Below are 18,678 nucleotides of genomic sequence, written 5' to 3' on the forward strand. Positions count from 1 at the left end.
GCGTCGTCGGGCCCGTCGGCACAGTTATTCGGTCTCAATCACGCTCTTGAAGCGATGCCGGACGAGCGGGTAGAGCAGGCAGAGGAAGGCCACCACGAGCAGGGCCAGGCTGATCGGCCGCTCGAAGAAGACGGTGGGCGAGCCCATCGAGATCACCAGCGACTGGCGCAGCGCGTTCTCCGCGTCGGGCCCGAGCACGAGGGCGATGACCAGCGGCGCGGCCGGGATGCCCGAGGCGCGGAAGCCGTAGCCCAGCACCGTGAAGGCGATCATCAGCCAGATGTCCCACATCGAGTTGTCGACGCTGTAGACGCCGATGACGCACAGCGAGGCGACGATGACCGGGAGCGTCCGCTCGGAGATGACGAAAAGCCAGATGAAGAACGGCACCAGAAGGATGTTCTGCGCGAGCAGCATCAGGTTGCCGACATACATGCTGGCGATCAGGCCCCAGGCGACGTCCGCATGCTCGGTGAAGAGCCGCGGGCCCGGCTGGATGCCGAGGATGATGAAGGCGCCGATCAGCACCGCCGTGGTCGCCGAGCCGGGAATGCCGAGCGCGAGCAGCGGCACGAAGGCGCCGGAGCTGGCGGCGTTGTTGGCCGATTCCGGGCCGGCGACGCCTTCCAGCGCACCCTGGCCGAAGCGTTCGGGCGTCTTGGAGATCTGCTTCTCGACGCCGTAGGAGACGAAGGAGGCGATGGTCGCGCCCGCGCCGGGCAGGATGCCGAGGAAGAAGCCGAGGAAGCCGCCGCGCACCATCGCCGCCCAGGTCTGCTTGAGATCGGCCATGGAGGGCAGGATCTCGCGGATCTTGAGCTTGATGTTCTGCTGCTTGGCCTCGGGCTGGGGATGGACGATGTCGTAGACGATCTCCGACAGGCCGAACAGGCCGACCACGGCCGGGATGAAGCCGATGCCGTCGATGAGTTCCATCGTGCCCCAGGTCAGGCGCGCCTGGCCGGAGATGATGTCCTGCCCGACGGTCGCCAGCAGCAGGCCGAGGAACAGCGACAGGAACGACTTCACCATGTTGCCGCGGGCGAGCGAGGAGACCATCACGAAGGCGAGGATGGTGACCGCGAAATATTCCGGCGGGCCGAACACCAGCGCCATGCGGGCGAGCGGGATGGCGAGCACGCTGAGCAGGATGAGGCCGATGGTGCCGGCGATGAACGAGCCGATCGCCGCGAGGCCGAGGGCGACGCCGCCCTTGCCCTGCTTGGCCAGCGGATGGCCGTCATAGGTGGTAACGACCGAGGCGCTTTCGCCCGGCACGTTGAGCAGCACCGAGGTGATCGTGCCGCCATACATGGCGCCGTAATAGATGCCCGCCATGGCCACCAGCGCGATCAGCGGATCGACGCCATAGGTAATGGGCAGAAGAACGGCGATGGCCGCGCTCGGTCCGAGGCCCGGCAGGACGCCGACCAGCGTTCCCGCAAAGGTACCGAGGAAACACATCAGGAGCAGCCAGGGGTCCATCATCCTGGCGAAACCGTCGATCAACGGGGTAAGCATTTCGGATCCTTAGCTCTTGCTGGAAGGCTTACGAAAACAACAAGCCAGGTTCCAAAGGAACTTCGAGCAGGTAGTGGAAGGCGGCGTACAGCGCGGCGCCCCAGATGACGCTGAACGCGATGTTCTTGACGAGGCCGAGGCCGGAGAAGAACTGGCAGAACAGGAAGCAGAAGACGATCGTCGAGAACAGGAACCCGACCACGTAGATCGAGGCGACGAACAGGACGAGAAGGAGGATGCACAGCACTCCCCTCATCGAGTTCTTCTCGCCGACCCCGTCGCTTCCCCCCTGTCGCACGGACTCGAACAGCACCGCGGCGCTGCAGATCAGCAGGCCGACGGAGTAGATCATCGGCAGGGCGCCGGGTCCGAGCGTGTAGTCGGCGGACAGCGAAAGCTGGTTGGCCGCGTAGACCTGAGCGGCGGCGAACGCCACCATGAAGGCCGAGACCACGATCTCGGCGTTTAGGGGGAAGGCTTTATTGCCCATGGACAAGGCTCCACTCGCGGAGAGCCCGCAGGCTCTCCGCTGCCGAGATGACGGCCGCTCCGAAAGGTCACTTCTTCGGAAGCGACTGGCTTAGGAATTCGATCTGCTTGGTGACCACGTCCCGCACTTCTTCCGGCGAGCTGTAGGACACCCGCTGGGAGACCTTCTTGGCACGCTCGACATATTCGGGATCTTCGGTCGCCTGCTTGATGGCGTCCCGCAGCTTCTTGAGGACCGCCGGATCCATGCCGGCGGGCGCGATCATGCCGCGGCTGGAAGCGCTGATCGGCAGGTCGAAGCCCTGCTCCTTGAAGGTCGGAACGTCCGGGATCAGCGGATTGCGCTTGTCGCCGCCGACGCCGAGGATGCGCACGCTGCCTTCCTGCATGAGCGGGAGAACCTCGCTCACCGCCAGGCCGAGCGCATCGATATGGCCGCCGAGCAGCGCGGTCACCGCCTCCGGCGTGCCGGCGAAGTTGACGACGCGGAACTTGGCGTCAGCCTTTGCCGCCAGCGCCAGCGACACCAGCCCGTCGAGGCTCGTCGAGCCGGTCGCGCCGTAGGACAGCCCGCCCGGATGCGCCTTCAGATAGGTGACGACGTCGCCGAGGCTCTTGTAGGGGCTCTTGGCCGGGACGACGACGATCGCCGGGTCGACCATCACGTTGCCCAGGAAGTCGAAGGACTTGAGCGGGTCGATCGGCAGGCCGCCGCTGGCGGTGACGCCGGAGATCGCGGGGTAGTTGACACTGCCGAGCGTATAGCCGTCCGGCTTGGAGCGGGCGACCTCGGTCCAGGCCACCGCGCCGCCGGCGCCCGGCTTGTTGATGACCACGACCGGCTGGCCGAGGATCTTCTGAAGGGTCGGGGCGACGGTGCGGATGGTGGCGTCCATCGCGCCGCCGGCGCTGAATCCGACGATCACCTGGATCGGACGATCCGGGTAGTCGGCGAAGGCGGCGGCAGAGGTCAGAAGCGTACCCGCCACCGCAAGCGCTACGCGCAAGGTTGATTTCATCGTTTCCTCCAAGATTGACGAAAATTCTTTGGCCGGATGTCGTTAATCGCATCCGGTACAACGTATCATATATGATATCACATCGACAGAACGTCAAGCTTTACTTGTTGTTTCTTCCTATTTTTGAGTCTCTCCGCTGAGATATATTACATACGTTGCAGCAGTTCGATTTTGATACGTTCCGGACCTTCGATGAATACGGTCCAGACACCCGGACGGGCCATCGTCACCGGCTCGACGATGACCGTCCCCTTCCCGACAAGCTCCTCCGCCGCGGCCTTCACGTCGGCCACCACGAAGGCGAGATGGTCGATCGGCCCCGGCCCGCCCACGGCGCCGCGCGCCGCGAGCGGCGAGAGCGTCAGCTTCACCCCGCCAAGGTCGAGATCGACCTTGGGCCGCGCCGGCGGGTCGATCCGGTTGACGACGCGCGCGCCGAGCCGGTCGCAGAACCAGTCGGCCGCCGCGATGTAGTCGTCGAGCCGCAGATGAACATGATCGAACCGGCACGCGATCGACATGGGTCCACTCCTCGCCGCCGCCGTCACCAGGCGACGGAGACGTACTGCGCCTCGAGGAATTCGAGCATGCCCTCATGCCCGCCCTCGCGGCCGAGGCCGGACTGCTTCACGCCGCCGAACGGCGCCGCGGGGTCCGACACCAGGCCGCGATTGAGGCCGACCATGCCGAAGTCGAGCTGCTCGGAGATGGCGAGGCCGCGCTTGAGGTCGCGGGTGAAGAGATAGGCGACGAGACCGTATTCGGTGTCGTTGCACTTGCGCACCAGCTCGGCCTCGTCCTCGAAGCGGGTGATCGCGGCGACCGGGCCGAAGATCTCCTCGCGGAAGCAGTCCGCGTCCTCGGGCACATCCACCATCACCGTCGGCGGGTAGTAGAAGCCGTGGCCGTTGGGCAGGGTGCCGCCGGTCGTCACCCTGGCGCCGCGCGCCACGGCGTCCTGCACCAGCTCGTGCACCTTGCGGCGCGTGGCATCGTTCACCAGCGAGCCGACCTGCACACCCTCCTCGAGGCCGTAGCCGACCTTCATCTCCGCCATGCGCGTGGTCAGCTTGTCGGCGAAGGCATCGTGGACCGATGAATGCACATAGAAGCGGTTCGCTGCGGTGCAGGCCTCGCCGAGATTGCGCATCTTGGCGAGGATGGCGCCCTCGACGGCGGCGTCGATGTCGGCATCGGCCAGCACCGCGAAGGGCGCGTTGCCGCCGAGCTCCATCGCCGGCTTGACGACGGTTCTGGCCGCCACCGCGAGAAGCTTGCGCCCGACCTCGGTCGAGCCGGTGAAGGAGACCACCCGCACCCGCGGGTCGCCGAGCAGCATCTCGGCGAGCGGGCCGGAGCGGCGCGAGGGAAGGACGTTGACGAGGCCGGCCGGCACGCCCGCCTTCTCCAGCAGCGGCATCAGCGCCAGCATGGTAAGCGGCGTCTCGGAGGCCGGCTTGATGATGACCGGGCAGCCCGCCGCCAGCGCCGGGGCGATCTTGCGCGTGCCCATCGCCGCCGGGTAGTTCCACGGCGTGATGAGCACGGCGATGCCCGCCGGGCGGTGCTGGACGAGGATGCGGGCGCCGGTGGCCGGCCCGCGCGTCATCTCGCCGATGTTGCGCACCGCCTCCTCGGCGTACCAGCGGAAGAACTCGGCGGCATAGGAGACCTCGGCGCGCGAATCCGGCAGCGCCTTGCCGTTCTCCATCGTGATCAGGCGCGCGAGGCGCTCGTGATCGGCCATGATGAGCTCATAGGCCTTGCGCAGGATCTCGCCGCGCTCGCGTGCGCTGCGCGCCGCCCACGGCCCGAACGCCTTGTCCGCCGCCTCGAGCGCAGCCGCGCCGTCCTCGAGGGTGGCATCGGCGACCTCGGCGATGGTCTTGCCCGTGCCGGGATCGACCACGGGAAACGTGCCGCCCTCGCTTCCCTCGCGCCATTGCCCGTCGATGTACAGACGGGTCGGCACGTTCAGGAGCTCCTGGTCGACGGCAGGTTCGGAAAGGGACATCTCGCACCCAACATAATATATGATCTGATATATGGTTATGACGGCGGGCGCGACACGTCAAGCATGCCGATCACCTCATAGGGCCGCTTTATCGAAACCGGGGCACCGCCCCGGCCCGTCAGTCGAACACCGACATCACGCGCTGGCGGGACTTCTCGATATGCGAGCGCATGGCCGCCGCCGTGCCCTCCGGATCGCCCTGCTTCAGCTTGTCGAAGATCTGGCGGTGCTCGTCGATCGCCTCCTGCGTCACCCGCGCATGCGAATAGAAGCGGAAGATGTGGATATGCGTGTGAAGGCGCTCCAGCGAGTCGGCGATCAGCGTGTTGCCGCTCAGCGAGGCCAGGTAGTCGTGGAACTCGGAATCGTGCACCGCGAAGTCGCGGTAATGGTTGCCCGGGTGCGCGCCAGCCATCTGCTGCACGATCATCTCGGCGCGCCGGATCTTGTCGGGGTCGATGGCGGCGGCGGCTCGGGCGGCCGCGGTCGGCTCCAGCAGCAGGCGGAAATCGAACAGCTCCTCGAACTGGCTCTTGGTGAGCTGCGGCGCCGCGCGATAGCCGACCAGGTGGGTCTTGATGACGAGGCCGTTCACCTCAAGCCGGCTAAGCGCCTCGCGCACCGGCGTCTGCGAGACGCCGAGCTCGCGCGAGAGATTGTCCACGCGCAGCCGTTCGCCGGGCTGGATCTGCAGCGTCATGAGCTGGCCCAGCAGCACGTCGTAGACATTGTCGACGAGGCTCGCAGGACGCGCCATCAGGGCGCCGCCGGGGGAGTTGTCCTTCTTCGATGGCTTAATCATGCAGCGCACATCCCGATGGGATTCCTTGACTCCGGAAGGCCAATTCGTATCCTCGATATAATATATGATTGGATTCTGAGGCGCGATAAAAAATGCTCGTCAAGGCTGAAACAGCGCGAGAAGTCTGCATCGCCGCCCTCGCCCGACATGGCGTTTCCGCTGCAAATGCGGGCATTCAGGCCGAGTTGCTGGTGCAGGCGGAACTGATGGGACACCCCTCCCACGGCCTCCAGCGCCTTCCGCGAATCATCGAGCGCATCGGCAACGGCGTGATCGACCCGGTCGCGACCGGCGCCCATGACTGGCAGACCCCGTCGCTGCTCGACGTCGACGGGCAGATGGGGCTCGGCCCGGTCGTCCTGGTGCAGGCGCTCGAGGAGGCAGCCCGCCGGACCCCGGAGACGGGCGTGGTGCTCGGCGCGATCCATAACAGCAACCATATCGGGATGTTGAGCTGGTACGTCCGCCATTTCGCGGAACGCGGCTTCGTCAGCATCATCGTTACAACCAGCGAAGCGCTTGTCCATCCGCTCGGCGGCCGCCGCGCCATGATCGGCACGAACCCGCTGGCGATCGGCGTGCCCGCCACGCCCGACCCGTTCGTGCTGGACATGGCCTCGGGCCTGGTCTCGATGGGCAAGATCCACGACTACGCCGCGCGCGGCGAGCCGATTCCCGACAACTGGGCGCTCGACGCGGAGGGCAACCCGACCACCGACGCCGCCGCGGCCAAGGGCGGGGCCATCGCCCCCTTCGGCGGCGGCAAGGGCTACGGCCTCGGCCTCGGGATCGAGCTGCTCGTCGGCGCGCTCACCGGCTGCGCCCTCGGCACCGACGTCAAGGGCACGCTCGATTCGGACAAGGTCTGCAACAAGGGCGACCTGTTCATCCTCATCGACCCCGCTCACGTGCGCGGCACCGGCATCTCGGCCTATCTCGACGAGATCCGCCACATCGCCCCCATCGATCCCGCCGCCCCGGTCCTTGTGCCGGGCGACCGCGCGGTGCGGGTGCGGGCCGAGCGCACGGCCAAAGGCATTCCCGTGAACCCGGACGTCTGGCGGCAAATCGAGAATTACACCACCCAGAAAGGAAAGCTGTCGTGACGAGTTTCGGTGTCCTGCGTAGTCCGCGCACGGTTCTTTTCGGCAGCGGCCAGCGCGCCGCGCTCGGCTGGACGGCGCGCTCCCTCGGTCAGCGGGCGCTGATCTGCACCGACGAGCGCATGGCGCGCGACCCGCTCTTCCACGAGATGGTCGAGGATCTCGGGCGCAACGGCGTCGCCGTACACGTCTATGACGGCACCATGGTCGACGTGCCGATCGGCCTTATCGAGACCGCGGCCGAGGCGGCGAAGCCGTTCGGCCCCGATCTCGTCATCGGCATCGGCGGGGGAAGCTGCCTCGACCTCGCCAAGGCGGTGGCGCTGCTGCTCAGCCATGGCGGCGACGTGCGCGGCTACTATGGCGAGGGCAAGGTGCCCGGCCCGATCCTGCCGGTGATCGCCATCCCCACCACCGCCGGCACCGGCTCGGAAGTCACCCCGGTCGCGGTGCTCTCCGACCCCGACCGGCTGCTCAAGGTCGGCGTGTCCAGCCCCTATCTGGTTCCGACCGTCGCCATCTGCGACGCGGAGCTGACCCTCACCTGCCCGCGCGGACTGACCGCCGTGTCGGGCTCCGACGCCCTCACCCACGCCATCGAGGCCTATACGGCCGTGCGCCGGCCGGCGACCGCCCAGCTCGCGCAGACCAACGTCTTCGTCGGCAAGAACGACCTGTCCGACCAATTCGCGCGCGAGGCGGTACGGGTGATCTTCGCCAATCTGCGCCGCGCCTGCGAGGACGGTTCCGACCTCGCGGCGCGCGAGGGCATGATGCTCGGTTCGCTCACCGCCGGGCTCGGCTTCGGCAATGCCGGCACGGCGCTCGCCCACGCGCTGCAATATCCGCTCGGCGCCCTCACCCACACCTCGCATGGCGAGGGCGTGGCCGCGCTGCTGCCCTATGTGATGGAGTTCAACCAGCCGGCGGCGGCCTCGCTCTATGCCGAGCTCGCCGGGCCGATGGGGCTGGGCGCCATGGCCGACGAGGCCGCGGCCTGCGACGCGGCAATCGACGCGGTGGCCTCGCTCTTCGCCGATATCGGCATCCCGACCAGCCTCGGCGCCATGGGGCTGGAGGCCAAGGACATCGACCGCGTCGCTTCCGAATCGCTCCACGCCGCGCGGCTGATCAACAACAACCCGCGGCCTGTCGACGCGAACGGCGCCCGGCGCGTGGTCGCCTGCGCGCTCGCCGGCGACCGGGCGGCCGCGCGCAAAGAGCTGCGGGCAGACTGAGCCGGGACGATGAAAAGCGTCATCCGCTCGCCGCACTACGCGCAGCAGCTCGTGCCGGTGATCCGCCGGCTGCTCCGCACCGAGCCGGTCGTCCCGCAGGACGAGGCGGAGTGCTGCCGCGCTGTGGGCGAGGCGGACGTGCTGTTCTGCCAGCCCTCGCAGATCAGTCCCGAGCTGGTGCGGGCGATGGCGCAAGCGCCGCGCCTGCGCTGGCTCCAGGTGCTGGGCTCGGGGGTCGACAAGCTCGCCAGCCTCGAGCGCCCCGACCTCGTCATCACCAACGCCGCCGACGCCTACGGCCCGGCGGTGGCCGAGCACGCGGTGGCGCTGGCGCTCGCCCTGTTCCGGCGGATTCCGGAGCTGGTCGAGGCGCGCGAGCGCCGCCAATGGACCAAGCCGAGCACCGACGACCGGCTCGATTCGCTCGAGGGCGCGGTCGCCGCCGTGGTCGGCTACGGCGCCATCGGCGCGGCGATCGTGCGCCGACTGGACGCCTTCGACGCGTCCTCGATCCGCGTCGTGCGCCGCCGGCCCGTCCCCTCCCCCGACGGCGAAGCGGGCCGCGTGCGCTTCCTGCCGCTCGACGAGGCGCTGTCGGGCGCCGACATCGTCTTCCTCGCCGTGCCGCTGACCGGGCAGACCCGCCGCCTCGTCGACGCAGCCCGCCTCGCGCATCTCGCGCCGGGCGCGCGGCTCGTCAACGTCTCGCGCGGCAACGTGGTGGACACGGACGCGCTGATCGCCGCGCTCGCGAGCGGAGCCCTCTCGGGTGCCGCGCTCGACGTGTTCGAGACCGAGCCGCTGCCGACCGCGAGCCCGCTCTGGGCGCTGCCCAACCTCATCGTCTCGCCGCATGTGGCCGGGCGCGGCAACCGCCGCGTCACCGAGCGGATCATCGGCATCTGCGAACGCAACATCACGGCCTTCGCCGCGGGCGACCTGCGGAGCAGCCAATAACCCGCGGCCCATGCGGTCATGCGGAATCCGGGAGGATTTGAATGAAGATAGTCGATCTCAAGGTCGAGCTGTTCCGGTGGGACGCGGTCGCCAATGTCCGCTACGGCGCGCACAGCGCCGCGCGCGGGGCGAGCCAGTCCTGCCTGGCGCTGGTGAGCGTGCTGACCGACGAGGGCGTGAAGGGGCATTCCTTCCTAGGCGCCTATTCGCGCTCGGCCGAGCTCGATGCGCTCTCGCTGGTGCGCGCGCTGAAGCCGATGGTGGTGGGCGAGGACCCGCTCGACCGCGAGCGGCTGCTGAAGCGGATGATGCAGCGCATCAAGCTGACCACCTACCGCGCCGTCGGCGCCGTCGACGTCGCGCTGTGGGACCTCGCCGGCAAGGTGGCGGGGCTGCCGGTCTACAAGCTGATGGGCGCCTTCCGCGACAGCGTGCCGGCCTATGCGAGCTCCGAGGTGCTCGGCTCGGTCGGCGACTATGTCGAGCAGGCCCAGCGCATGAAGGCCGAGGGCTGGAAGGCCTACAAGATCCACCCGCCGGCGGACTGGCGCGAGGACATCGCCATCTGCAAGGCGGTGCGCGAGGCGGTCGGCGGCGACTATCCGCTGATGCTCGATTCCACCTGGTCCTACACCTATGAGGAGACGATCCGCGTCGGCCGCGCGATCCAGGACCTCGATTATTACTGGTACGAGGACCCGCTGCCGCCCGAGGACCTGCTCAACTACGTGAAGGTGAAGCAGCAGCTCCACATCCCGATCGTGGCGACCGAGTACTCGGCCGGCGGCTTCGCCGGCTTCGCGCCGTGGATCGTGAACCAGGCGACCGACGTGCTGCGCGGCGATCCGGCGGTGAAGGGCGGGCTGACCGCCTGCCTCAAGGCAGCGCATCTCGCCGAAGCGTTCGGCATGAATTTCGAGATCCACCACGGCGGCAACTCGCTCAACAACGTGGCGAACCTGCACCTGATGTGCGCGATCCGGAACTCCGAGTTCTTCGAGGTGCTGCTCCCCGACGAGGCGCAGAAATACGGGCTGGTCGAGGACATCAAGGTCGGACCGGACGGCATGCTCAAGGCCCCGTCGGGGCCCGGGCTCGGCGTCGAGATCGACTTCGACCTGATCCGCCACAACTTCGTCGCCGACGTGGTCTGAAACCGGGAGGCGGGAGACACCTCCCGCCCCCGGCGAGGCTCCGGCCTCCCCTTCCAAGGCGCCAGCCCTTCCGGGCCGGCGCCTTTTTCTGTGGCCCGCAAAACAAAAGGAGCGGAAGGCACGCCTCCCGCTCCAGTCGCCTCTTTGGTTCGGTTCAGGCGCCCGCCGCGGCCGGCCGGCGCCTGGTCAGCGACGTCACTTCTTCAGCGCGTCCTTGAGGAAGGTGATCTGGTCCTCGACCGCCGTGCGGACCTGCTCCGGCGAGCGGTAGGTGATCTGCTGCGAGACCTTCTTGGCGCGCGCCAGATATTCGGGGTCCTGCGTCGCCTGCTTGATCGCGTCGCGCAGCTTCTTGAGGATCGCCGGATCGACGCCGGCGGGCGCCAGCATGCCGCGGCTGGATTCGTTGATGGGCAGCGTGAAACCCTGCTCGGCAAAGGTCTTCACGCCGGGCAGCAGGTCGCTCTCGCTGGTGCCGCCGACGCCGAGCACGCGCACCTGGTCGAGGAAGGGCTGCACCTCGCTGACCGCGAGGCCGACCGCGTCGACATGCCCGCCCAGCAGCGCCGTCGCCTGCTCGGCCGTGCCGGCGAAATTCACGACGCGGAACTTGGCGCCGGCCGTGCGGTCCAGCGCCAGAACCGTCAGGCCGTCGAGGCTCATGCTGCCGGTCGCCCCGTAGGAGAGCCCGCCCGGGTGCTCCTTGAGATAGGCGACGACGTCCTTCATCGACTTGTAGGGGCTCTTGTTGGAGACGACCGCCACGGCCGGATCCACCATCACGTTGCCGAGAAAGGCGAAGGTCTTCATCGGGTCGAACGGAAGCCCGCCGCCGGCCGTCACGCCGGAAACCGCCGGGTAGTTCACGCTGCCCAGCGTGTAGCCGTCCGGCTTGGCGCGGGCCACCTCGGTCCAGGCCAGCGCGCCGCCGGCGCCGGGCTTGTTGATGACCACGATCGGCTGGCCGAGGATCTTCTCGAGCGTCGGGGCGATGGTGCGGATGGTCGAATCCATGCCGCCACCGGCGCTGAAGCCGACGATGACCTGAATGGGATGGTCCGGATAATCCGCCCTGGCGAGGGCGGGCGTCAGCGACAGGCAGGCCGCCGCCATGACGAGGGTACTGAACTTCATGCTTATCCTCCCAATTGGTTATATGATTTAATATCTGATATTATTTTGAAGGGCAACGCTGTCAATCCTTGGCATGAGGACGGAGCCGCTCGACCGGGCGTGGAAACGCGCGCCGTCTCACCCCTACGGCTGCACCCTCGCCGCCGAGTCGGAACGCGCCAAAGCCTGCGCGATGAAGTTGTTAGTCGGGGGACAACCGCCCGGCCCACCGCTACTCGGACGGTGCGGTCGGCGGCGGGTCGAGCCGCTCGGCCTCGTGCTTCAGCCGGGAGAAATACTGCGGGGTGATGTCGAGATAGGCGGCGAGCAGATGCTGGGGGATGAGCCGCCAGTCGGCCGGCAGCTCCTTGTCCATGTCGGCGAAGCGCTCGCGCGCCGTGCGCTGGCGCAGCGCGAGATAGCGCTGCTGCTTACGGCTGAACGTCTCCTCCGTCATCCGCAGGGCCAGCGTGTTCCACTCGGGGTGCCGAGCCGCCGCCTCCTGCCGCAGCCGATAGGGCCAGACCCACATCGCGCACGGGATCACGGCCTGCATGCCGACCTCCGAGGGCACGCCCTTCACGGCCGCGTCGAGCGCCAGCGCCATGCCGCCCCGGAAGATGAAGTCGAGCACGATGTTGCGCCCGTCCGAGCCGGGGGTGAACACCTGGAGGATGCCGCTCTCGAGGAAGCCGAGTTCGTGGTCGCTCTGCCCGACGCGGCAGAAGACCTCGCCCTTGGTGAGCAGCCGGTGCTCGGCCTGGGCTTCGAACCATTCGATCTCCTCCAACGGCAGATCGGCCCGTTGCAGGATGTAATTCGACAATGACGACATGAGGTTGGCCACGCGGGTCAGCTTTCGGTCGACCGATTCCAGCGATCGACCATATCCGCGCGGGAGGTACTTTGCCACCTCGGCAAAGGCGAAATCGGCCCTGCCCTGCCTCTTCGTAAGCCGTGTCGCGCCCCTGAAGCCGGCTTGACCTGCGGCCGCGTCAGCCCCTGCCGCCGCCCAGCACCAGATCGTCCCGGTGCACCATCTCGGTGCGGCCCTCGAAGCCGGTGATGGTCACGATCTCGTCCGACGAGCGCCCCTTGATGCGCTCGGCATGGTCGTGGTCATAGGCCACCAGCCCGCGCCCGATCTCCGCCCCGTCGGGACCGCGCAGGATCACGGCGTCGCCGCGCTCGAAGATCCCCTCCACCCGCTTCACGCCCGCCGGCAGGAGCGAGGAGCCCCGGCGCAGCGCGGCCACGGCGCCGGCGTCGAGGTGGAGCACGCCGCGCGGCTCCAGCGCGCCGGCGATCCAGCGCTTGCGCGAGGCGACGGGGTTCGCCGGAGCGAGGAACCAGGTGCAGCGCCCGCCGGTCTCGATCGCCCGCAGCGGGTTCTTCAGCTTGCCGGAGGCGATGACCATGTGCGCGCCGGCGGTGGTGGCGATCTTGCCGGCCTCGATCTTGGTCTTCATGCCCCCGCGCGAGAGCTCCGAGCCCGCCGAGCCGGCCATGGCCTCGATCTCGGCGGTGATGCGCGGCACCAGCGGCAGGAACTCGGCATCCGGATTGTCGTTCGGCGGCGCGGTGTAGAGCCCGTCGATGTCCGACAGCAGGATCAGAAGGTCGGCGCTGGTCATGCCGGCGACGCGCGCCGCGAGGCGGTCATTGTCGCCGTAGCGAATCTCGGAGGTCGCGACCGTGTCGTTCTCGTTGATGACCGGCACCACCTTCAGCGCCAGCAGCTTGGCGATGGTGGAGCGGGCGTTGAGGTAGCGGCGGCGCTCCTCCGTGTCGCCCAGCGTGATCAGGATCTGCCCGGCGGTGACGCCCTCATGCGCCAGCGCCTCCGACCAGGCGCGCGCCAGCGCGATCTGGCCGACCGCGGCCGAGGCCTGGTTTTCCTCCAGCTTCAGCGGGCGGCGCGGCAGCTTCAATATGTTGCGCCCGAGCGCGATGGCGCCGGAGGAGACGACGAGCACCTGCCGCCCCTCGCGGTGCAGGTTCGCCACGTCCTCGGCGAGCGCCGCCAGCCAGGCATGCCGCAGCGCCCCGCGCGCGGAATCGACCAGCAGCGCCGAGCCGACCTTCACCACGATGCGGCGAAAGGAAGAGAGCTGCGGCAGGGCCGCCGTCTCGGCGATGTCCGTGGAAGTGGCGGCGTGACGGGTCATGGGAAGGGCGACTTCGGTGCTGGCGTCGGGCGACAAGGGGCGAATGCCGGCTACATACGCCCATTTTCGGGCGATGGCGCGGGAATTTGCGGGGCCGCCCCGCCCCTCGATGCGAGGGAGCGGCAGCGGCGCCGCATCACGCCCTCACGGTCGCCAGGGTTCGGCGACTTCCTTGGTCTGCTCTTCCTCGCGGCCCTCGTTTATGACATAGGCCAGCGCGCGCAGCGCCTCGCGCACGCCCTGCCCCGAATGGGCGGAAAGCGCGAGCGGCTTCTTCTTCGCCGCGCGCTGCAGGCGGGCGAGCTGGAGCTTCAGCGTCTCCGGGTCGAGCGTGTCGACCTTGGACAGGGCGACGATCTCCGGCTTGTCCTCGAGCCCGTGGCCATAGGCGTCGAGCTCGGCGCGCACGCTCTTGTAGGTCTTGCCGGCATGCTCGCTGGTGCCGTCGACGAGGTGCAGCAGCACGCGGCAGCGCTCGACATGCGCGAGGAAGCGGTCGCCGAGGCCCACGCCCTCATGCGCGCCCTCGATCAGGCCGGGAATGTCTGCGAGCACGAATTCGCGCCCGTCCACCCGCACCACGCCGAGACCCGGATGGAGCGTGGTGAAGGGATAGTCGGCGACCTTCGGCTTCGCGGCCGTGGTGGCGGCGAGGAAGGTCGACTTGCCGGCATTGGGCAGGCCCACGAGGCCGGCATCGGCGATCAGCTTCAGGCGCAGCCAGATCCAGCGCTCCTCGCCCGGCAGGCCGGGATTGGCGCGGCGCGGCGCCTGGTTGGTCGAGGTCTTGAAATGCGCGTTGCCGAAGCCGCCATTGCCGCCCTTGAGCAGGCGCACCTTCTGGCCGACATCGGTCATGTCGGCGAGCACGGTATCCCCGTCCTCGTCCAGCACTTCGGTGCCGGCGGGAACGCGCAGCACGATGTCGTCGCCCCTGGCGCCCGACCGGTTGGCTCCCATGCCGAAGCCGCCCTTCTTCGCCTTGAAGTGCTGCTGGTAGCGGTAGTCGATCAGCGTGTTGAGCCCATCGACGCATTCGATCACCACGTCGCCGCCGCGCCCGCCGTCGCCGCCGTCGGGGCCGCCGAACTCGATGAACTTCTCGCGCCGGAACGAGAGGCAGCCCGCCCCGCCATCGCCGGAGCGGACATAGATCTTGGCCTGGTCGAGAAATTTCATCGCAATGCGCTCAACAAGATGGACCCCCGCAGATGCGGGGGCCGGCTCAGTCTACCAAATCGGCCCGTTCAATGCCGGGTATCTATATCGCGGCGGATGGGGTGCGCGCTGGCGCCCCAGGCGCGCAGCGAACTCCACAGTCGCCGTTCGAGGCGGAAGCGGTCGACCGGCACCGAGGCGCCCAGCGCACGCACCCGCGTCAGACCGACGCCGGTCCACTGGAATCCGCACTTCTCCAGCACCCGGCGCGAGGCTGGATTGACCACGCGCGCGGCGCCCACCAGCGCCTCGAGGTCGCGGTCGCCGAAGGCGTGGTCGATCAGCGCCCGGGTTGCCTCGGTGGCGATGCCGCGATCCCAATAGGGCTCGCCGAGCCAGTAGCCGATCTCCGGCACGTCGTCTTCGCGGCGGTTGAAGCCGCACATGCCGACCGGGATCGGCGGGCCGAAGGTCGATTCGTCCGCGCCGCGCAGCGCCGCCTCGTTCTTCAGGAACACCGCGAAGGTGACCGCGTCCGGGCCGCCCGGCAGGTTGGCGACGAAGGCCGCGGCATCCGCCATCCCATAGGGATGGGGAATGTTCGCGGTCATCTCGGCAACCTTTCGGTTGTCGGCCAGCTCCGCGATCCAGGCCATGTCCTCGATGCGCGGCGCGCGCAGGATCAGGCGGCCGGTTTCGAGGACGGCGGTACTGCTCTCGGCGAGGGGGGACCCGGGGGTCGCTTCAACAAGGGTCATCGGGGATCTCCTGGGGGCCTGAACGACGAAGGGGAGGCGGTTTCCTCGCCTCCCCTGTCGGGTACCCGGGATGTCCCCTTACGGACGTTCCGGAAATCCTACCAGTCGGGCGAGACCGGTGGGATTTCAAGAAACCTCACCGGTATTATTCGGCGGCCTCGGCGGCCGGAATGACGTTTACGTAGGTTCGGGAATTGGCTTTGGCACGGAATTCGACGCGGCCCTCGCAAAGGGCAAAGAGGGTGTGGTCTTTGCCCATGCCGACGTTCACGCCGGGATGCCACTGCGTCCCACGCTGACGAACGATGATGTTGCCGGCCACGACCTTCTCGCTGCCGAACTTCTTCACGCCCAGACGGCGGCCGTCCGAGTCGCGACCGTTGCGGGAGGAACCGCCTGCCTTTTTGTGAGCCATGGTGCTCTCCTAATTCCTTCGCTGGCGGTCTCAGGCGCCGGTGATCGAGGTCACGCGGACCACGGTGAAGTCCTGGCGGTGGCCGATCTTGCGGCGCGAATTCTGCCGGCGGCGCTTCTTGAACGCAATGACCTTGTCGCCGCGCGTGTGCTTGACGACCTCGACGGTGACCTCGGCGCCGTCGACCAGCGGCGCGCCGACCTTCGGGCTTTCGCCGCCGAGCATCAGCACCGGCAGGGTCACGGAGGCGCCGGCTTCGGCGTCGATCTTGCCGACGGTGACGACCTCGTCGGGGGCGACGCGGTACTGCTTACCGCCCGTCTTGATGACCGCGAACATGTTCTGTCCTTTCGTTCGAGCCCGGTCTCCCGCCTCATCGGCGTGGACCGGCTTCTTTCGGTCGGGTTATAGGGATGCGTGACGGGCGCGAGACGCCCATTACGCGAGGGCCGGTCCATAGCGGGCAAGGCCAGCGCTGTCAAGGAAAAGGGCGAGCCCGGCGGCTGACGTCCCCCCGCGCGTGCCCTCCCCGCGCCTGTTGCCCCCGCGGATGAACCTTCCGGCCTGCGCGGCGTTGTTTGGGCAGACGCCGCCGCCCGGTGGCACCTGTTGATCATACACTCGCAGTGGAGAGTTCGTCATGGACACGCATCGCATCACCGGCGCCGCCCGCCAGGCCGGCGGAAGACTGCGCGGCATCGCAGGCCGGGCCGGCCATGACGCCGCGCTGCGGGCCGAGGAGGCCTATGAAGAGGCGATGGGCGCCGGCGGCCGCGCCTTCGGCGACGTGCGCGAGCGCACCCTCGCCCTCGCCGACGACGCGCTGGAATCGGGCCATGAGCTCTATGGCCGCTCGATGCAGGCGCTTTCGCGCCAGGCGGCCGTGCATCCGCTCGCGCTCGTGGTCGCCGCCGGCCTGACCGGCGCGGCCGTCGCCTGGTTCCTCAGCTCCGGCTCCCGCCGCTGAGCGAAGCCCCGGCGCCAGACGGGCCGTGAGCGGACCTGAGGCGCTGGGATTTCGAAAGGGCGAGTCCCGGTCTTCAGGCAGGACGGACACCGGCGTTTCGCTAGACCATCGGGCTTGGGGCGAGGTGGCGCAGTATCTCTTCGGCAGGATCGGCAGCGGGCCCTTGCGATAGGGAGAGCCGACGCCTCGGCGGCGCCGGCTTTCACGAGGCAAGCACCGGTCCACGCGAGCCACTTCGCCCTTAGCGGATGCAACGTCTCGCACCCTCGTCCGCGCCGCCCGCGCTCGTTGGGCGCCTTCCGGACTTCGTCGATTGTGAATTGCGTCGCCGAAGCACGGAATTCGCGACGTGGGACGGTCACGGCACTTGTGCGCTCCTGCCGCCTCGGTTATTCAGCCCCCGCTCCAAGGCGTGGCCCCGGCCCGCCTCGCGCGCGGAGAGGTGCCGGAGTGGTCGATCGGGACGGTCTCGAAAACCGTTGTGCGTGCAAGCGTACCGTGGGTTCGAATCCCACCCTCTCCGCCAGTTCGGCTCAGGCCCGCTGATTTTGCGAACGCGTTGCCGCCGAACGCCCGACTCATTCAACCGGGCCGAAGTATGGACCGTCGTCCTCATTTGCGACGACGCCCGCCGGTCTCCCTCCATCGATCGGCCGGCGAACGACACCGATTGCCGTTCGCTCGCGGCCCGGAAGGAAACAAGGGCCGTCTAGGCGAGAGCCCTGCCGCTTCGCTCGTCGAACAGATGGGTCAGGTTCGGTTGAGGAGCGATGCGGATCGTCTCTCCCGGCGCGAAGGAGAGGCGTTCGCGGAACAGGCAGTTGATCTCCTGCTCGCCCACCTTCGCGACGACGAGGATTTCCGCGCCCGTCGGTTCGGTCACCAGCACCTGTGCCGGCACGCCCTGCGGATCGGTCTGCATGTGCTCGGGTCTCACCCCGTAGACCGCGGGCTGCCCGTCCTCCACGCCGCCGGGCGACGAGAGCGGAAGGACGATCCCGTCGGGCGTTTCGAACCGGGGAGTTCCATCGAGCCTCACGTGTCCCTTCAGGAAGTTCATCGAGGGCGAGCCGATGAAGCCGGCGACGAACTGGTTCGCCGGCCGGTCGTAAAGATCGAGCGGCGCCCCGATCTGCTCGACGATGCCGTCATGCATGACGACGATCTTGTCGGCCATGGTCATCGCCTCGATCTGGTCGTGCGTGACATAGACCGTGGTGGTGTGCAGGCGCTGGTGGAGCTCCTTGATCTCCGTGCGCATCTGCACCCGCAGCTTGGCGTCGAGGTTCGAGAGTGGCTCGTCGAACAGGAACACCTGCGGGTCGCGCACGATGGCGCGCCCCATGGCGACACGCTGGCGCTGGCCGCCCGACAACTGGCGCGGATAGCGATCCAGTAGATGGTCGAGGCTGAGAATCTCCGCCGCGCGCCTCACCCGTGTCCCGATCTCGGCCTTCGGCGCCTTCCGCAGCTTCAGCGAGAAGCCCATGTTCTCGGCGACGGTCATGTGCGGATAGAGCGCATAGTTCTGGAACACCATGGCGATGTCCCGGTCCTTGGGCGGCATTCCGTTGACGACCTGCTCGCCGATCCGGATCTCGCCGCCGGAAATATCCTCCAGCCCGGCGATCATCCGCAGCAGGGTGGACTTGCCGCAGCCCGAGGGTCCCACCAGCACGACGAATTCGCCGTCCTCGATATCGACATCGACGCCATGGATGACGGCCGTTGCGCCATAGGCCTTCTTCACGGCACGAATTTCAACAGTCGCCATCATGGCCTCCGATGTCTCGACGGGTCGC

19 protein-coding genes and 1 tRNA gene are annotated in these 18,678 nt (G+C 68.1%); 6 read left to right on the forward strand and 14 right to left on the reverse strand.

Features of this window, described 5'->3' with window-relative positions:
- Positions 1-24: 24 nt before the first annotated feature.
- From NVS83_RS21675 to NVS83_RS21700, 6 genes are all read right to left on the reverse strand, one after another.
- On the reverse strand, positions 25-1,521 hold the full coding sequence (locus NVS83_RS21675; protein WP_258734326.1) for a tripartite tricarboxylate transporter permease: 1,497 nt from the start codon (positions 1,519-1,521) through the stop codon (positions 25-27).
- Between the two features lie 28 nt (positions 1,522-1,549).
- Positions 1,550-2,011 (reverse strand): tripartite tricarboxylate transporter TctB family protein, encoded by a 462-nt coding sequence (locus tag NVS83_RS21680; RefSeq protein ID WP_258741237.1) that lies wholly within the window; start codon positions 2,009-2,011, stop codon positions 1,550-1,552.
- A gap of 67 nt (positions 2,012-2,078) precedes the next feature.
- Positions 2,079-3,029, reverse strand: coding sequence for a Bug family tripartite tricarboxylate transporter substrate binding protein (locus NVS83_RS21685; RefSeq protein WP_258741238.1), 951 nt, complete (start codon positions 3,027-3,029; stop codon positions 2,079-2,081).
- A gap of 146 nt (positions 3,030-3,175) precedes the next feature.
- Positions 3,176-3,550, reverse strand: coding sequence for a VOC family protein (locus NVS83_RS21690; protein WP_258741240.1), 375 nt, complete (start codon positions 3,548-3,550; stop codon positions 3,176-3,178).
- 23 nt (positions 3,551-3,573) lie between these two features.
- A complete protein-coding gene (locus tag NVS83_RS21695) occupies positions 3,574-5,043 on the reverse strand; it encodes an NAD-dependent succinate-semialdehyde dehydrogenase (protein ID WP_258741241.1) in 1,470 nt (489 codons plus the stop codon).
- Positions 5,044-5,161: 118 nt separating this feature from the next.
- A complete protein-coding gene (locus NVS83_RS21700; RefSeq protein ID WP_258741243.1) occupies positions 5,162-5,845 on the reverse strand; it encodes a GntR family transcriptional regulator in 684 nt (227 codons plus the stop codon).
- Positions 5,846-5,937: 92 nt separating this feature from the next.
- On the opposite strand from NVS83_RS21700, the gene NVS83_RS21705 reads away from it, so the two are divergent.
- Genes NVS83_RS21705 through NVS83_RS21720 form a run of 4 tightly spaced genes read left to right on the forward strand, consistent with a single transcriptional unit; the run spans position 5,938 to position 10,297 of the window.
- Complete coding sequence (locus tag NVS83_RS21705) at positions 5,938-6,951, forward strand: Ldh family oxidoreductase (protein WP_258741244.1); 1,014 nt, start codon at positions 5,938-5,940, stop codon at positions 6,949-6,951.
- Positions 6,948-8,186 (forward strand): iron-containing alcohol dehydrogenase, encoded by a 1,239-nt coding sequence (locus NVS83_RS21710; RefSeq protein ID WP_258741245.1) that lies wholly within the window; start codon positions 6,948-6,950, stop codon positions 8,184-8,186. The genes NVS83_RS21705 and NVS83_RS21710 overlap by 4 nt, the downstream gene beginning before the upstream one ends.
- A 9-nt stretch (positions 8,187-8,195) precedes the next feature.
- Positions 8,196-9,143 (forward strand): D-2-hydroxyacid dehydrogenase, encoded by a 948-nt coding sequence (locus tag NVS83_RS21715; protein ID WP_258741246.1) that lies wholly within the window; start codon positions 8,196-8,198, stop codon positions 9,141-9,143.
- Between the two features lie 41 nt (positions 9,144-9,184).
- On the forward strand, positions 9,185-10,297 hold the full coding sequence (locus NVS83_RS21720) for an enolase C-terminal domain-like protein (protein ID WP_258741247.1): 1,113 nt from the start codon (positions 9,185-9,187) through the stop codon (positions 10,295-10,297).
- Positions 10,298-10,492: 195 nt separating this feature from the next.
- Here NVS83_RS21720 and NVS83_RS21725 read toward each other — a convergent pair whose 3' ends face one another.
- The 7 genes from NVS83_RS21725 to rplU all read right to left on the reverse strand — a co-directional run bounded on the left by NVS83_RS21725 (position 10,493) and on the right by rplU (position 16,248).
- The gene (locus NVS83_RS21725) at positions 10,493-11,431 is read right to left on the reverse strand and encodes a Bug family tripartite tricarboxylate transporter substrate binding protein (protein WP_258741248.1); all 939 of its coding nucleotides are present in this window, start codon (positions 11,429-11,431) and stop codon (positions 10,493-10,495) included.
- 211 nt (positions 11,432-11,642) lie between these two features.
- Complete coding sequence (locus NVS83_RS21730) at positions 11,643-12,245, reverse strand: Crp/Fnr family transcriptional regulator (RefSeq protein ID WP_258741249.1); 603 nt, start codon at positions 12,243-12,245, stop codon at positions 11,643-11,645.
- Between the two features lie 160 nt (positions 12,246-12,405).
- Positions 12,406-13,578: a glutamate 5-kinase gene (proB, locus tag NVS83_RS21735; protein ID WP_258734351.1), complete on the reverse strand. Its 1,173-nt coding sequence runs from the start codon at positions 13,576-13,578 to the stop codon at positions 12,406-12,408.
- A gap of 144 nt (positions 13,579-13,722) precedes the next feature.
- Positions 13,723-14,757 (reverse strand): GTPase ObgE, encoded by a 1,035-nt coding sequence (obgE, locus tag NVS83_RS21740; protein WP_258734352.1) that lies wholly within the window; start codon positions 14,755-14,757, stop codon positions 13,723-13,725.
- 68 nt (positions 14,758-14,825) lie between these two features.
- Positions 14,826-15,494, reverse strand: coding sequence for a GNAT family N-acetyltransferase (locus NVS83_RS21745; protein ID WP_258741251.1), 669 nt, complete (start codon positions 15,492-15,494; stop codon positions 14,826-14,828).
- Positions 15,495-15,639: 145 nt separating this feature from the next.
- The gene (gene rpmA, locus NVS83_RS21750) at positions 15,640-15,909 is read right to left on the reverse strand and encodes a 50S ribosomal protein L27 (RefSeq protein ID WP_258734354.1); all 270 of its coding nucleotides are present in this window, start codon (positions 15,907-15,909) and stop codon (positions 15,640-15,642) included.
- A gap of 30 nt (positions 15,910-15,939) precedes the next feature.
- A complete protein-coding gene (gene rplU, locus NVS83_RS21755; RefSeq protein WP_258734355.1) occupies positions 15,940-16,248 on the reverse strand; it encodes a 50S ribosomal protein L21 in 309 nt (102 codons plus the stop codon).
- Between the two features lie 301 nt (positions 16,249-16,549).
- Here rplU and NVS83_RS21760 point away from each other — a divergent pair, with 301 nt between their 5' ends.
- Together NVS83_RS21760 and NVS83_RS21765 are read left to right on the forward strand one after the other, a co-directional pair.
- Positions 16,550-16,876 carry a hypothetical protein gene (locus NVS83_RS21760; RefSeq protein WP_258734356.1) on the forward strand — a complete coding sequence of 109 codons (327 nt, stop codon included), beginning with the start codon at positions 16,550-16,552 and terminating at the stop codon, positions 16,874-16,876.
- 436 nt (positions 16,877-17,312) lie between these two features.
- Positions 17,313-17,402: transfer RNA gene (locus NVS83_RS21765), tRNA-Ser, on the forward strand.
- A 183-nt stretch (positions 17,403-17,585) separates the two neighbouring features.
- Here NVS83_RS21765 and NVS83_RS21770 read toward each other — a convergent pair.
- Positions 17,586-18,650, reverse strand: a complete 1,065-nt coding sequence (locus NVS83_RS21770; RefSeq protein WP_258741253.1) for an ABC transporter ATP-binding protein — start codon at positions 18,648-18,650, stop codon at positions 17,586-17,588.
- Positions 18,651-18,678: the final 28 nt, after the last annotated feature.

This window comes from Ancylobacter mangrovi, from assembly GCF_024752335.1.
Classification (GTDB): domain Bacteria; phylum Pseudomonadota; class Alphaproteobacteria; order Rhizobiales; family Xanthobacteraceae; genus Ancylobacter; species Ancylobacter mangrovi.